General features: G+C 73.1%; 12 protein-coding genes. 10 read left to right on the top strand and 2 right to left on the bottom strand.

The window, feature by feature from the left end:
• The first annotated feature begins 17 nt into the window (after positions 1-17).
• The 4 genes from FXF68_RS08870 to FXF68_RS08855 are packed head-to-tail and all read left to right on the top strand — an operon-like array spanning position 18 to position 5094.
• Positions 18-2165 carry a TOMM precursor leader peptide-binding protein gene (locus tag FXF68_RS08870; protein WP_148758471.1) on the top strand — a complete coding sequence of 716 codons (2148 nt, stop codon included), beginning with the start codon at positions 18-20 and terminating at the stop codon, positions 2163-2165.
• Positions 2166-2175: 10 nt separating this feature from the next.
• Positions 2176-2937, top strand: a complete 762-nt coding sequence (locus tag FXF68_RS08865) for a DUF5944 family protein (protein ID WP_148758470.1) — start codon at positions 2176-2178, stop codon at positions 2935-2937.
• 1 nt (position 2938) lies between these two features.
• Positions 2939-4009, top strand: a complete 1071-nt coding sequence (locus FXF68_RS08860; RefSeq protein ID WP_148758469.1) for a M16 family metallopeptidase — start codon at positions 2939-2941, stop codon at positions 4007-4009.
• Positions 4006-5094 carry a M16 family metallopeptidase gene (locus FXF68_RS08855; protein ID WP_187437818.1) on the top strand — a complete coding sequence of 363 codons (1089 nt, stop codon included), beginning with the start codon at positions 4006-4008 and terminating at the stop codon, positions 5092-5094. Before FXF68_RS08860 ends, FXF68_RS08855 begins: the two co-directional genes overlap by 4 nt.
• A 166-nt stretch (positions 5095-5260) precedes the next feature.
• On the opposite strand, the gene FXF68_RS08850 is transcribed toward FXF68_RS08855, so the two are convergent.
• Both FXF68_RS08850 and FXF68_RS08845 read right to left on the bottom strand, forming a co-directional pair.
• Positions 5261-5923, bottom strand: a complete 663-nt coding sequence (locus FXF68_RS08850) for a response regulator transcription factor (RefSeq protein ID WP_187437817.1) — start codon at positions 5921-5923, stop codon at positions 5261-5263.
• Between the two features lie 232 nt (positions 5924-6155).
• Positions 6156-6581, bottom strand: coding sequence for a helix-turn-helix domain-containing protein (locus FXF68_RS08845; protein WP_187437816.1), 426 nt, complete (start codon positions 6579-6581; stop codon positions 6156-6158).
• 25 nt (positions 6582-6606) lie between these two features.
• Here FXF68_RS08845 and FXF68_RS08840 point away from each other — a divergent pair, with 25 nt between their 5' ends.
• From FXF68_RS08840 to FXF68_RS08820, 6 genes are all read left to right on the top strand, one after another.
• On the top strand, positions 6607-7845 hold the full coding sequence (locus tag FXF68_RS08840; RefSeq protein WP_187437815.1) for an MFS transporter: 1239 nt from the start codon (positions 6607-6609) through the stop codon (positions 7843-7845).
• 122 nt (positions 7846-7967) lie between these two features.
• Positions 7968-8096: a hypothetical protein gene (locus tag FXF68_RS44410; RefSeq protein ID WP_281288903.1), complete on the top strand. Its 129-nt coding sequence runs from the start codon at positions 7968-7970 to the stop codon at positions 8094-8096.
• Positions 8097-8194: 98 nt separating this feature from the next.
• Positions 8195-9970 carry an N-acyl-D-amino-acid deacylase family protein gene (locus FXF68_RS08835; protein WP_148758465.1) on the top strand — a complete coding sequence of 592 codons (1776 nt, stop codon included), beginning with the start codon at positions 8195-8197 and terminating at the stop codon, positions 9968-9970.
• Complete coding sequence (locus tag FXF68_RS08830; RefSeq protein ID WP_148758464.1) at positions 9967-10971, top strand: NAD-dependent epimerase/dehydratase family protein; 1005 nt, start codon at positions 9967-9969, stop codon at positions 10969-10971. Before FXF68_RS08835 ends, FXF68_RS08830 begins: the two co-directional genes overlap by 4 nt.
• 53 nt (positions 10972-11024) lie before the next feature.
• Entirely contained in the window at positions 11025-13652 is a 2628-nt protein-coding gene (locus tag FXF68_RS08825) for an aminotransferase class III-fold pyridoxal phosphate-dependent enzyme (RefSeq protein WP_222869871.1), read from the top strand.
• On the top strand, positions 13649-14701 hold the full coding sequence (locus FXF68_RS08820) for a 3-oxoacyl-ACP synthase III family protein (RefSeq protein WP_148758462.1): 1053 nt from the start codon (positions 13649-13651) through the stop codon (positions 14699-14701). The genes FXF68_RS08825 and FXF68_RS08820 overlap by 4 nt, the downstream gene beginning before the upstream one ends.
• Positions 14702-14707: the final 6 nt, after the last annotated feature.

Below are 14707 nucleotides of genomic sequence, written 5' to 3'. Positions count from 1 at the left end.
CAGAAAGGCAGGGCCACGTGATCGATCAGGACGGCGCCGTCCGGCTGACACCCGGTGTGCGCGTGCTGGTGCGCGACGACGCGACCGGCTTCGTCGAGTCGGCGGACGGGGTGCGCAGGCTCAGTGGGACGGGCCTCCGCGTCCTCGCCGACCGCGTGCTCCCCCGGCTGGACGCCCCGGCGCGGCCCGCCGAACTGGCCGACGCGCTCGCGGACGTCCTGCCGCGCGACACCGCGCTCAGCCTCCTGGACGGCCTGCTCGGCCAGGGCATCATCGAGCCCGCCACCATCGAGACCGCGAAGGAGGAGCGGGTCACGACCGTCGAGGTGCACGGGCCCGCCGACCTCACCGCCGACCTGTTCTCGGTTCTCCGCCGAATGCCGGGCATCGACGCGACCCGGGCCGGAGACCTGGTCGGCGACCCCGATCTCGTCGTCGTCGCGACCGCGTCGATCTTCGACCCGCGGGCCGGACGGGTCAACGAGCAGTGCGTCCGCGAGGGCAGGGCGTGCCTCCACTACGGGGTCGTCCGGGACGGCGCCGCCTTCGTCGGCCCGCTCCCGTCCCTCGACCAGGCGTCCGCACCCTGCTACGAATGCCTGCGCACCCGGATTTTCGCGAATTCCGTCCATGGGCCGACGTGGCGGGCGTACGCGGATTTCCTGGCCGAGGCGGGGCTGTCCGCGCTGCCACAGGGAATGGCGCCGTGGAACGCCGCGCGGCTCGCCGGAGCGGTCGCCCGCCGGATCGCCGGATGGCCGGAGCGGGCGGCCGCCGACCTGCTCTGGCTGGACGAGGACGGCGACGAGTCCAGCCGCCGCCTCCTTCCCGTCCCCACCTGCCCCGTCTGCGCCGCGCAACAGCAGCAACACCCCGCGCCCGTGTCGCCGATGACGGCCGCGGTGGACGAGCTGGTCGGGGTCGTCCACTCGGTCAACGTGCGGCGCGCGGACGGCGGCCCGCGCATCTACCTGGCGGGCAGCACGACGTCCGACCTGTCGCTGGTGCGGCCGGGCCTCGGCGTGATCCGCAACGGCGGCGCCGGGTTCGCCAAGGGGGACGCCCTGCACGCGACGATCGGGGAGTCCCTCGAACGGTACGCGGCGGGGGTGTCGCGTCCGGGCGGGCTGCGCCTCGCGTCCTGGACGGAGCTGACCTGCTCCGGCGAGCCCGCCGTCCACCCGACGGAGTTCGGGCTGTTCTCCGACGCCCAGTACGACGAGCCGGGGTTCCCGTTCCCGCGGTTCGCCGAGGACACGCGCGTCCGCTGGGTCCGCGCCACCCGCTGGACGGACGGCGAGACCGTCTGGGTGCCCGCCTCGCAGGTCTTCCTCTACTACCGCCGCGCACGCGACGAAACACCGATCGCCCCGTCGATCTCCACCGGGCTGGCCGCCGGGCCGTCCCGCCGCGAGGCGGTCCTCGGCGGGCTGCACGAGATCCTGGAGCGGGACGCGCTGGCGATCTCCTGGCTGCACCGGCTGCCGCCGCGTCCCGTCCCGGAGGACGTGGTCGCGGGATCGTCGCGGGTCCGGTACCACCTGGCGAACGCGACGTCCTGGCGGGTGTCGTTCTACGACCTGTCGCTCGACTTCGCCCCGACCGTCGTGGTCGCGGTCATGGACGGACGCGGCGGCCCCGACCCGGTCCTGTCGTTCGGGAGCGCCTGCCGCGCAACACCCGAACGCGCCGTCGAGAAGGCGTTCCTGGAGGCCGCCCAGGGCCTCACCTACGTGCGCAGGCTGGTCAAGGACTACGGCGACTTCGACCCCGGGCCCGACTTCGCGAACGTCGACGAGTTCAACAAGCACGCCATCCTCTACACGCTGCGTCCCGAGCTGCGGCGCCGCGCCGGGTATCTCGTCCACCCCGACGAACCACCCGTCTGCGCACGCCCCGCCCGAACACCGCCCCCCGAAACCGACCTCGACGCAACAGTCGCCGAACTCGCCGCCGCCGGACACGACACCTATGTCGTCGACCTCAGCACGCCCGACACGCGACACGTCGGGGTGGACGTCGTGCGCGTCCTCGTCCCGGGCCTCCAGCACCTTTCCGGGGCGCACCGGTTCCGGCTGCTGGGCAATCCGCGGCTGCGCGGCGCCGTCCGCGCGCTCGGCTTCGACTCCGAACCGGACAACCCGTTCCCCCACCCGCTTCCCTAGGAGGATTCCGATGGTGCCGTCCTTCGTCGCGCGGCCCTCGCTGTCGGTCGTCCGCAAGGAGGACTTCGCGGACACGTCGCTGATCCCGGCCGCCTTCGCCAGGCACGTCACGAGCCGCTGCCTGCCGCCCGACCGGTCGCCCGTGCACTGCTCCTACTCCGCCGACGAGGCCGAGGGCGGCGTGCGGCTGCGCTTCTCCAGCAAGGTCACCGGCCTGGACGAGCCGACACTGCTTACCCACCGCTTCTTCTTCATCGACCGCGACGAAACACGCGAACGCCTCCACCTGGTCACCCCCGAGGAGCCGGAGGTGACGTCGGAGGTCCTCGTCCTGATGGACGGCGCGGAACGCGACTACTGCCACGCCTCCGTCTACGACGGCGAGAACCGGCTGCTCGCCGTCCACGCGATCGTGTTCGACCAGCGGGGGCGGACCGTCCCGTATCCGTTCACCGAACGGTACGTCTCCCCCCACGACCTCGGCCGCGCCGACCTGGACGAGGTCACCGACGACGCCGGACGCCGCGCGCTCCGCTTCACGGTCGGCCTGACCGGGCTCACGGGGCCCGTCCCGATAGCGATCGCGTGGCAGTCCATGGGACGCATCGACCGCAGGGAGCTGACCTGCACACCGGAGGCGCCCGAGGCGCACCACGAGATCGCGCTCGACGCCAACCCGCTGCTCGCCCCCGGAGACTGGGTGGTCATCGCGGTGGACGAGCACGAAGGCTTCCTCGCGCAGTCCCTGGTCAGCGTCCAGCCGGCGGGCTGAGATGAGGCGGGTGCGGCTGCCGGGCGGGCTGCGGCTGGTCGAGGCGCCCCGCCCCGGGTCGCCGCTCGCCGCGGTCGTGCTGCGGGTGCGGGTCGGCAGCGGCGACGAGCGCCCGGACGAGCGCGGCACCGCCCACATGCTCGAACACCTCGTCGTCCGGTGCGCGCTCGCGGGCGGGCGCGTCGGGGAGGGCGCGCTCGTCTCGGCGCGCACCGGACGGGAGTCCACGGCGTACAGCGTCGTCGTGCGCGCGTTCGACGCCGTCCGCGCCGTGGTCGCGCTCGGCGCGGTGTTCGACGAGTTGCGCGTGCCGCCGGACGTCCTCGCCGCCGAGCAGGCCGCGATCGTCGAGGAGGCGGCGCGCCGGCACGCCGAGCCCGCGTGGCGGATCCGCGAGTCGCTGCTCGGCGGCCTCTGGGCCGGGACGGCGTTCGAGCATCCCGTGCTCGGGGACGCGCGCGTCGTCGCGTCCCTCACCCCGCGCCGCGTGCTCCGCTTCCACCGCACCTGGTACCACCCGGCGAACGCGACGCTCGTGGTCGTGGCGGGGCGCCCGCTGCCGGACGTTGCGGCGGTTGCGTCCCGGTGGACGGGCGCGCCCGCGCCGCCGCACCGGACGGACGCCCCGTCCCGCCCCTGGACGGCCACCGCCGGACGGGACCACGCCGGGATCGCGTTCGCCTACCACCGGGTCGATCCGGCCGGGTCGGCGGCGCCGGTCATGCTGGCCCGCGAGGCCGTCGCGGCGGCGAGCGGCGTCCAGGTGCGGACGCTGCCGCTGGGCGAATGGCTGTGCGTGTGGGCGGCGACGGCCCGGGAGCCGTTCATCGCCGCGCTCACCCGGACCCGCGACCGCCTGACCAGCGCCGACGGCGCGGCGTGGCTGCGCACCGAGGCCCTCATCCCGACCCTCCGCCGGGAGGACGACGTCGAGACGGCGGCCGTCCGCGCCGCCGATCCCCGGACGCTGGTCACCACCGACGCGCTCCTGTCCTGCGCGCCGGAGCCGGTGGCGGCCGTGCTGACCCACTGGCGCAACACCATCACCAGCGGTCGGGAGGGACGGGGGTGAGCGTGCGGCTGCTGTCGGCGTTTCCGCCCACCGGACGGTCGCCGGTCGCCGCGGCGGCGCTCGCCGTCCCGCTGACCGCCGTGTCGCGCACCGCCGTGCTGACCGCGCCGCTGGTGGCGGCCGTCTGGGCGAAATCCCTCGCGGACACCGCCGAGGCGACCGGCACGGCCATGCGCGTCGAGCCGCTCGTCACCGCCGACCTGGCGGGCATCACCGCCGAGGTGGTGCGGACGGACGAGACCGCCCTGCGCTCCCTCACATCCTGGTTCCACCACGTGCCTCCACCAGGGGAGCCGGAGCTGGAACGGCTGCGCGAGGACTGCGTGGCCCGGCTCCCGACGTCCGAGCGCGGGTCGGAGGACGTGCGGCGCGCCCTGTTCGGCGACCGGCACCGCTACGGCGTCACCCACCGGGAACGCGCCGCCCACCTGCGGGAAGCCGGTGTCCGCACGGTCGAGGACGCGATGGCGGAGCTGCTCGCGGAACGTCCCGCCGCGTTCGCCCGCGCCGACGACGCGGCCCGCCCGCCGGGCCGCCGGACGGCCGTCCGCGTCGACGGCGCCCGCGCCTGCTGCCTGATCGGCGCGCCCGGCGTCGCGCTCGCCTCGCCGCGCAAGTTCCCGCTGCACGTCGCCTGGGCCGCGCTCGGCGGACGCGACGGCCTGCTCGACCGGCGGCTCCGCCAGGAACGCGCCCTCACCTACTCGATCGCCGCGTTCAGCCGGGAGCTCGCGGAGGGCGGCTACGGCATGTGCGTCGCGGCGTGCCGCCCGGAGGCGCTGGACGAGGTCTCCGCCGTCGTCCGCGACACGTTCGCGGCTCTGGCCAAGGACGGCGTGAGCGGGGCGGCGCTGCGCTCGGTCAAGGAACGCCTGATCGTCCGCCAGCACCGCGCCCTGCAGACGGCCCGAGGCCGCGCCGAACGCCTCCTCGGCTACGCCGCCGCGGGCCTCCCGCCCGCCGACCTGGACCGCTACCCCCGCAACATAGCGACGGTGACCTCGGCCGACGTCCGCTCCGCAGCCGCCACGACCCTGACCCCGGAAACGTTCCTAGAACTGAAACTGATCCCCGCCATGTCCTGACCTGGACGAAGCTCAGCCGGGGCCACGGGTCGGGCGGCCGGAGGCCGCCAAGGCCGGAGGTCGCCCGACCCGAGGAGCGAGGGGCCGTTTCCCGAGAGCGACCGCGATTCGGGAAACGGTCCCTCGCGAGTGACGGGGGTTCCAGGGGGTCGCCCCCCTGGGCAAGTCACGCCAGTCCTAAGGCGGTGGCTCGTTCGACTACTTCCAGGCGGTTGCGGGCGCCGAATTTCGAGAGCAGGTGCCGCATGTGGTACTCGATCGTGTTTTCGGTGACGTGGAGGGCGCCCGCGATGTCGCGGTTGCGTAAGCCGCGGCGGAGCAGGTCGAGGACTTCGTGTTCGCGTTGGGTGAGGTGCGGCGCGGGGCCGAGCGAGCGCTCCTGGAGGATGCGGAAGAAGCACTGGTCGCTGACGTTGATGCGGAGCCGTTCGGCGGCGCGGATGGCCTCGGCCATCCGGTCGACTTCGACGGTGTCCTCCAGGTAGACGCGGCAGCCGCGGCGCAGCCAGCGCTCGCACCGCCGCCAGTCGCGGCGCTGGCCGAGGATGGCGAGGCTGAGGTCCTCGCGGATGGCCTTGGCCCTGCAGAACATGCGGTGGATGTCGCTGTCGTCGAGCTGCTGGCCCGCGAGCATCCAGCCCGCCCGGACCGTGTGGACGAGGGGCGCCAGGACGTCCGGGTCCGCGCACGGGTGGATCTCGACGTCCTGGTCGTGGACGGCGGTCGGCCGAGTCGACGTCAGGGCGCGCCAGGAACCGACCAGAACGACCCGGAAGGCGTTCTCGCCGACGACGAATGCCGCGCCATTACCGGAGATTGCGATTGTCATGTGACCTAGCCCCCGGACGGCCAATTGGAGCCCATTTGAGGTTCCGGTGAAGCCCCGTCGGATGAGTGCCCTGTGATTTATGCAATCACGTTGGACGCGGCCGCTGTCAAGGTGTGGCGGACTCTTGTCGGGCGGCCTGTTTCGGACGGGTCGGCGGTTGACCAGTGCAGTTATTCGGGAGCTCGGAAACTGCCGGTCTCCGACTAAGGAAAACCGTGGGAACTGGAACGTTTCATCCGGTCGCTCCGCTCTGCGCATCGTCCTCGCGGGATTCCAGAATCTTTCTTACAGTGATCAGCTCGTCGCGTATGGCTTCCAATGACTCCGCGATGCGGAGAAGCGGGTCGGGCGGCGTCGGCGCCGGCGTGGCCCGGCCCTCCGCGCCTGCGTCGCTTCCCGCTTCCGGGACGACGTAGCCGGCGAGCTCCATGAGCTCCCAGTAGCCGAGGTCGAGGACGCCCGCGAGCCGGTGCAGCACGCGTGGCGACGGCGTCCCGACGAAGCCGCTCTCCAGTTTGAACAGGTAGCCGGTGGAGATGTCGGCTGCCGCGGCGGCGGCCTGGGTGGACAGGCGGCGGGCCTCCCGTGCCGCGCGCAGGGTGTCGCCCATGCGCCGGGTGGGCCGCGGCGGCTGCCGGTTCGATTCTTGCTTGCTCACGTTCACTATGGTAGTCACATTCACTATGGGAATCAATCGTGAGACGTCATCGCGGAGCCGCGCGGCGCTCACCGTCGCGTCCCTCGGACTCGCCACGGACGCCCTGGTGTACGGCATGGCCGTGCCGGTGCTGCCGAAGATCGCGACCGAGCACGGCAGCCGCCCGCTCGGCGTCGGACTCATGTTCGCCGTCTACGCCGCGGCCCTGGTCGCCGCCACTCCGGCGGCCGGGCTGTGGGTCGACCGCCAGGGCAACCGGCGGCCGCTGCTGGCCGGCGTCGCCGGCCTCGCCGCGGCGACGGCGCTGTTCGCGTTCGCCCGGGATCCGTCACTGTTAATCCTGGCCAGAGCCCTGCAAGGCGCAGCGGCCGGCATCGTCTGGACGGCCGGCCTCGCCCTCATCGCCGCCACCCACGGACCGACCGAGCGGGGCAAGGCGATGGGCATCGCGCTGTCCACGTTCGCGGTCGGCACGCTGCTCGGCCCCCCGCTCGGCGGCCTGCTCGCCGGGTGGTTCGACCCGCGCGTCCCGTTCCTGCTGGCCTGCGCGCTGGCGCTGGCGGACGGGGCGGTCCGCTGGTTCCTCGTCCCGGCCGACACCGGCCCGGCGGTCCGCGGCGGCATCCGCGAGGTGCGCGGCCGTCCGGGACTCGCGCTGGTCGCGCTGCTGACCGCGACGGGCGCGGCGCTGATCGCGTTCATGGAACCGATCCTGCCGCTGCATCTGTTCACTACGGAGAATGCCGGTACCGGCGAGATCGGGCTCGTGTTCGGCGCGGCGGGCGTCGCCGCGGCGATCGCGCCGTCGCTCGCCGGGTACGCGCTGGCGCGGCTCTCGCCCGGCGCCGTCGCCGGGACGGGCTGCGTCCTCGCCGCGGTCGCGTTGCTCCTGCTCGGCGGCCCGCTGGACGGCGTCGGCCAGAGCGCCATCGGCCTCGCCCTGGTCACGGGCGGCGCGTCGCTCGTCCTCACGCCGACCGTCACCGTCATGTCGCAGATCGCCGAGTCGCGGCAGCCGCCCGTCTACGGGGCGGTGTACGCGGTCTACACGCTGGCCTACACCGGCGGCCTCGCGGTCGCGCCCTTCGGCGCGGGCTGGGCCATGCAGGGCCTCGGCTTCGACGGGGCCGCCCGGACCGCCGCGGCCGTCGCGGCGCTCCTGACCGTGCTCGTGGTCGCGTGGGGGCGGCGGCGTCCGGCGCGGCCACCAGCCGATTCCGTGGAAACCGCCGCCGGGAAATCCTCCGGCGCAAATCTCGGCTGACCGCCTCCCGTCCGCGCATTCCTGATTGCGGGGTGTATCAACTACGGAAAACCGGGATGGAGAAAAATGCCGTTCCGCTCTTACTGTGACGGAGTTCCTTCGGACCTCGAAAGGAGGGGAAAATGTCCGACATCGAGATCACCGTCATCGAGGAGCCCGTTTCCACCCTCGAAGCGATCGGTATGGACGAGGGCTGCAGCAGCAGCTCGTCCTGCAGCTCGCTCGACATCTCGGACGTGGAAGTCGAGTAAAACCACGCCCACGCCACCGGAACGAGCGGAGCGGTCCGCGGTGTCGCCGCCGCGGACCGCTTCCCGTTCAGCCGCCGCAGCCCACGGGGGTCCGCGAAATGAACACGCCTTTCGACGTCGTCGTGCGGAACGGCCGCTGGTTCGACGGCACCGGCGCGGCCTCCGCCGTCCGCGACGTGGGGATCAGGGACGGCAGGGTCGCCGCCGTGTCCGCGCGCCCGCTGCCCGCCGGGCCGCCGCCGTCCACCCGGGTGATCGACGCGACCGGACGCTGGGTGCTGCCGGGCTTCGTCGACATGCACACGCACTACGACGCGGAGGTCCTGCTCGACCCGGGCCTCGGCGAGTCGGTCCGGCACGGCGTCACGACGGTGGTGATGGGCAACTGCTCGCTCTCGACCGTCCACGCGGGGCCCGTCGACTGCGCCGACCTGTTCGCGCGGGTCGAGGCGGTGCCGCGCGGGCTGATCCTCGACGCGCTCACCGAGAACAAGTCCTGGACGTCCGCCGCCGAGTACGTCGCCGCGCTCGAAACCCGTCCGCTCGGCCCGAACGTCGCCGCCTTCCTCGGACACTCCGACCTGCGCGCCCACGTCATGGGCCTCGGCCGCGCCGTCGACCCGCGCGTCCGGCCGGACGAGGCGGAGCTGCGCCGGATGGAGGCGCTGCTCGCGGCGGCCCGCGCCGCCGGACTGGTCGGCCTGTCCACGATGACCAGCCCGTTCTCCCGCCTCGCGGGCGACCGGCACCGGTCGGCGAAGCTGCCGTCCACGTACGCGACGTGGCGCGAGTACCGGCGGCTGCACCGCGTCCTGCGCCGCACGGGCGGGATCCTGCAGAGCGCCCCGAACCCGGCGATGCCGCTGAACACGCTGCTGTTCGTCGCCGCGAGCGCCGCGCCCGCGGCCACGCGCCGGGCGCCGCTGAAGACGACGCTGCTCACCGCGATCGACCCGAAGTCCGCGCCGGGGCTCGCGGCCGTCCTCGTCGCGACCTCGCACGTCGCCGGACGCGCGCTCGGCGCCGACCTGCGCTGGCAGCACCTTCCCGTCCCGTTCGAGCTGTACTCCGACGGGATCGACCTCGTCGTGTTCGAGGAGTTCGGCGCGACCGCCGAGGTGCTGCACCTGCGCACCGAGGCGGAGCGGCGCCGGCTGCTCCAGGACACCGGGTTCCGGCGGCGGTTCCGGCGCGAGTACCGGCGGCCGCTGCCGCGCCGCGCCTGGCACCGCGACCTGTACGACGCGGAGATCGTCGCGTGCCCCGAGCCGGGCCTCGCGGGACGCAGTTTCGGCGACGTCGCCGACGCCCGCGGCCGCCACCCGGTGGACGCGTTCCTCGACCTCGTCGCCGAGCACGGGTCGAAGCTGCGCTGGCGCACGACGCTCGCGAACCACCGTCCCGCCGTGCTGGACCGGCTGGCCGCCGAGCCCGCCGTCCAGTTCGGCTTCGCCGACTCGGGCGCGCACCTGCGCAACATGGCGTTCTACAACGCGCCGCTGCGGCTGCTGAAACGGGTCCGGGACGCCGACCGCGCCGGACGTCCGATCCTCACGCTCGAACACGCCGTGCACCGGCTGACCGGCGAGCTCGCCGGCTGGCTCGGCCTGGACGCGGGCACCCTGCGCGTCGGCGACCGCGCCGACCTCGTCGTCGTCGACCCGGACGGGCTGGACGACTCGCTCGCCGCCTACCACGAGGCGCCGATGGCGGGGTTCGGCGGCGTGTCCCGGATGGTCAACCGCAACGACGCGGCCGTGCCCGCGGTGTGCGTCGGCGGCGAGGTCGTCTTCGCCGACGGCGCGTTCGCCCCCGGCTTCGGCCGCGTCCGCGCCACCGGGCGCTTCCTGAGACATGAGCGAGGTACGCGATGAAAGTGCTGGTCACCGGAGGCGCGGGCTTTCTCGGACGGGCGGTCTGCGCGCGCCTGGTCGAGCGCGGGCACGCCGTCCGCGCGTTCCAGCGGCGGCCGCTGCCGGTGCCGGAGGCGCTCGACGTCGGGCAGGTCACCGGCGACCTCCGCGACCCGGACGCCGTGGCCAGGGCCGTGGACGGGCACGACGCCGTGATCAACTGCGCCGCCCTGGCGGGGGTGTGGGGCGCCGCCCGCGACTACTTCGACGTGAACGTGACGGGCACGGCGAACGTGGTGACCGCGTGCCGCCGCGCCGGGACGCGGATCCTCGTGCACACGTCCAGCCCGGCCGTCGTGCACGACCGCGCCGACCTCGACGGCGTGGACGAGTCGGCGCCGTACGCGTCCCGGTTCCTCGCGCCGTACCCGCGCACGAAGGCGATCGCCGAACGGCTGGTCCTGGACGCCGACTCCGCCGACCTCGCGACGGTCGCGCTCCGTCCGCACATCATCTGGGGGCCGGGCGACCCGCATTTCCTGCCCCGCCTCGCCGACGCAGCGCGCAGCGGACGGCTCCGCCGCGTCGGCCCCGCCACCAAGCTGATCGACACCGTCTACATCGACAACGCCGCGGACGCGCACGTCCTGGCGCTCGAACGGCTGGGACGGCTCGGTCCCGGACATCCTCCGGCGGGCCGCGCCTACTTCATCACGCAGGACGATCCGCGCACCGTCGGCGAGACCATCGACCTCCTCCTCGGCGCGGCGGGCGTCACGCCGCCGACCAAGGCGGTCCCGGTGTGGGCGGCCCGCGGCCTCGCCGCCGCGATGGAGTTCACCGGACGCCTGCTCCGCACCGACGAGCCGCCCCTCACCCGCTTCCTGGTCAACCAGCTCACCACCGCCCACTGGTTCGACATCACCGCAGCGAAACGCGACCTCGGCTACCAACCCCGCATCGACATGACCGAGGGCCTACGCCGCCTCGCCGCCGAGCACGCGCTTGCGAGGACGCCATGAGGGGTTGGGGGCTCGCTTTCGTTGAGGCAGGGCGAGTTTTGTGGTGGACGGTGGTGCTCGCCGTCCGGTTCGGGGTGGGGCGGCGTGATCGCGTCCGGTCCGCCCGGTTGCTGCGCGCCTACCTGCTGCGGATGGGGCCGCTCTACATCAAGGCGGGCCAGGTGCTCGGCACCCAGTCCGGGCTCCTGCCACGGGACGCGGTCGAGGAGTTCCGGACGTTCTTCGCCGAACTCCCGCCGATGCGCGACCGCGTCCTGCGCCGGACGCTCCGCCGCGGCCTCGGCCGTTCGCCGGACGAGGTGTTCGCCGCGTTCGACATGCGTCCGGTCGCGGCCGGCTCGGTGGCGCAGGTCCACCGGGCGAGGCTCGACAACGGGGAGACGGTCGCGGTGAAAGTGGTCAAGGCGGGGGTGCGCGGACGCCTGGAGGCCAGCTCCACGGTGCTCGGCGCCCTCCTCGCGATCGTGAACGTCCTCCCGAAGGTCCGCGGCTACGATCTGCCCGGCCATTTCCGGGAACTGCGCCCGCTCCTTACCGGACAGTGCGACATGGCTGGGGAAGGGGCGCGGCAGCAGGAGGTCGCCGCCAATTTCTGCAACCACCCGTTCGTGCGGGTGCCGCGCGTCCACGAGGAGCTTTCGAGCCGGGACGTCCTCGTCATGGATTTCGTCGAAGGCGCCCCCGGCCACCTCCCCGACGAGGCCGGGCTGCCACCGAACGAGCTGGCCGCCCGCATGCAGGACGCCTTCTACTGCATGGTCTATTTCCACGGCGTCTTCCACGTGGACCCGCATCCCGGCAACCTCGTGTTCGCCCCCGGCGGCCTGCTGGTCTTCCTCGACTTCGGCCTGGTCGGACGCCTGTCCGAGGACGACAGGTGGAACCTCGCCTCCTTCTACTACGCCTGTATCCGCAAGGAATGGACGACGGCCGTCCGCCGCTTCACCCGCGCGTTCGCGGTGCGACCAGAAAGGCTCAGCGGTTCCGCCTACGAAGAGGAACTCGGCCGGATCCTGCGCCGCCATTTCGAGGAGGAATCGTCCCGCTGGTCGACGCTCGCCTTCCTGGACGACGCGATCCGCGTCCTCGGCAGGCACGGCTCGCGGATCACGACGGCGTTCTCCGTCCTCGCGCTGTCGCTGCTCACCGGCGAGGGATTCATCGCGAAAGTCGACCCGGACATCGACCTCTGGGCGACGACCCGCCGGTTCACCGACCGTTTCGCGCCCTACCTGAACGACGGCCTCCGCGACCGTCTACAGCAGCAGATGGCGGAGGCCGCGCCGCGTTCCCTGGCGCTGCGGAAGCGCGCCGCGCGCCGCCTGGTGGCGCCCACGCACTTCGACCGGTTCGTCCTGCCGAGCGCGTTCCCGCTGGTCGTGGACCGGGCGTACGGGTCCAAGCTCCGCGACGTCGACGGCAACGAGTACATCGACCTCGGCGGCGGGTTCGGCCCGCACATCCTCGGCTACGCGCACCCGGCCGTGGTCGCGGCGATCCAGGACGCGGCGGCGCGCGGCGCCGTCAACGCCGTCGGCCATCCCGGCGAGGTGCGGCTGGCGGAACTGATCGCGGAGGCGTTCGGCCCCGATCATCGTGGAGGGACGACCCCCCGCACCCCCCGGAGCGACCTGGAGCACCGCGTCCTCCTGGCGAACTCCGGAACCGAGGCCGTGCAGGTCGCGCTGCGCATCGCCCGCGCCTATACCGGACGCCAGCGCGTCGCCAAGTTCGAGGGCCACTACCACGGGTTCTCCGACCAGGGCCTGGTCAGCTCGTGGTTCCGGTACCGCGGCGACCCGCGCGCGCCCGAGCCGGTCGGGAACTCCGCCGGGATGCAGGACGCGGTGGTCGCGGAGACGCTCGTCCTCCAGTACGGCGAGCGGGGCTCGCTCGACCGGATCGCCGCGCACGCGGACGAGCTGGCCTGCGTGATCGTCGAGCCGATGCCGTCCGCGCTGGCCGACTACGACGCGGAGTTCCTGCGCGCCCTGTCCGACGTGTGCGGCAAAGCCGGGATCCTGGTGATCTATGACGAGGTGGTGACCGGCTTCCGGGTCGCCTACGGCGGGGTGCAGCACCTCGTCGGGACCGTCCCGGACCTCACCTGCCTCGGCAAGATCATCGGCGGCGGGCTGCCCGCGGGCGCCGTGACCGGCCGCGCCGACGTCGTCGACACGGCCCGCACCAGCGGCGATCCCTTCCACGACGTGGACGGACGCGCCTTCGCGGGCGGCACCATGAGCGGCAACTCGGTGACGTGCGCGGCGGGGACGGCCGTCCTCGAACAGCTCCGCGCCTGGCCGGACATCTACCCGGGGCTGCGCGAGCGGACGTCCTGGCTCGTCGCCGACCTCGCCGCGCGGGCCGCGGACTGCGGCGTCCCGTGCCAGGTCAGGGGCCGCGACTCGATCTTCTCGATCACGTTCGACCACGCCACGCCGAGCCTCGTCCGGGACCGGTTGGCCGGGCTGGACGTCACCGCGACGCTCGCGCTCGCCTACCACATGCGCGGGCACGGCGTCTTCCTGCCGGAACTGCACACGCTGCTGCTGAGCGCCGCCCATTCCGACGCGGACCTGGAACAGGTGTCCGAGGCGTTCGGGAAGAGCGTCCGCGAAATGGCGTCTGCCGGATTCTTCTCCATTTCACGAGAAAGGCTCACGGGGGAACGGTTATGAGATTCCTGGCGATCGAGCATGTCTTCCCGTCCCGTGTCGTCACCAACGAGGACGTCGTCGACCGGGTGCTCGCGGGCAGCTCAGCCCACCTGCCCGAACCCGACCTGCGCACTCTCGAAGAGCTGGTGCGGACCTGTTTCGCGTCGAGCGGCACCGAGGTGCGGCACCACCGCGCGGACGGCGAGTCCGCGAGCGAGCTGACGGCGGCGGTGGGCCGCCGGGCCCTCGCCACCGCCGGGCTGCACCCGCACGACGTCGACCTGCTGATCTACGCCGGGATCGGCCGGGGGATCATCGAGCCCGCGTCGGCGACGATCTACCAGGACCTGCTGGGCCTCGACCGCGCGACCGCGTTCGACGTCCTGGACGCCTGCGCGAGCTGGGTGCGGGCGCTGCACGTCGCGAACGCCTTCCTGCGCACCGGCGCCTACCGCACGATCATGATCGTCAACGCGGAGTTCGGCGCCGGGGACGTGTACCGCTACGAGCTGACCTCGCTCGACGAATTCCCGCACTGGCATCCGACCGTGACGATCGGCGAGGCCGCCACCGCGACCATTCTGACCGCGTCCCCGGACGACGGCTCCTACGACGCCGACTTCCGGACGTGGGGCGAGAAACGCGACCTCTGCTTCGTCCCCATGCCCAGTTTCACGGGCCATTTCGGCAAGGACGTCGACGTCGCGGGCGGGCTCGCGGACCTGCAATTCGTGTCCTACGGGCTCAGCCTGCTGGAGTTCGGCACCCGCAAGCTCGTCGAGCACTACCGGGACCTTCCGCGCTTCGAGGAGTTCAAGGCCGACCGCGTCTTCCTGCATTCGGCGAGCGACGGCGCCGCGCGGCACGTCGTCGACGCCTGCGGAATCGACCCGGCGCGGGCCCGTTTCGACCACCGCAACCACGCCAACACGGCCTCGGCGTCGGTGCCGGTCAGCATGTCCGAGGCCGTGCGGTCCGGTGAGCTGGCAGACGGCGACCGGACCCTGCTGATGGTGGCCTCGTCCGGGGTCACCAGCGCGCTGACCGCATTCGAGTTCCACGGACGGTGAGGAGAC

It is taken from the genome of Actinomadura decatromicini (assembly GCF_008121305.1).
Lineage (GTDB): Bacteria > Actinomycetota > Actinomycetes > Streptosporangiales > Streptosporangiaceae > Spirillospora > Spirillospora syzygii.
This window is presented reverse-complemented; position numbering and strand designations above follow the sequence as displayed.

Coding starts and splice junctions, on each gene's coding strand:
- FXF68_RS08865 (WP_148758470.1), top strand. CDS start 2,176: ATGGTGCCGTCCTTCGTCGCGCGGCCCTCGCTGTCGGTCGTCCGCAAG.
- FXF68_RS08860 (WP_148758469.1), top strand. CDS start 2,939: ATGAGGCGGGTGCGGCTGCCGGGCGGGCTGCGGCTGGTCGAGGCGCCC.
- FXF68_RS08850 (WP_187437817.1), bottom strand. CDS start 5,923: ATGACAATCGCAATCTCCGGTAATGGCGCGGCATTCGTCGTCGGCGAG.
- FXF68_RS08840 (WP_187437815.1), top strand. CDS start 6,607: ATGGGAATCAATCGTGAGACGTCATCGCGGAGCCGCGCGGCGCTCACC.
- FXF68_RS44410 (WP_281288903.1), top strand. CDS start 7,968: ATGTCCGACATCGAGATCACCGTCATCGAGGAGCCCGTTTCCACCCTC.
- FXF68_RS08835 (WP_148758465.1), top strand. CDS start 8,195: ATGAACACGCCTTTCGACGTCGTCGTGCGGAACGGCCGCTGGTTCGAC.
- FXF68_RS08830 (WP_148758464.1), top strand. CDS start 9,967: ATGAAAGTGCTGGTCACCGGAGGCGCGGGCTTTCTCGGACGGGCGGTC.
- FXF68_RS08820 (WP_148758462.1), top strand. CDS start 13,649: ATGAGATTCCTGGCGATCGAGCATGTCTTCCCGTCCCGTGTCGTCACC.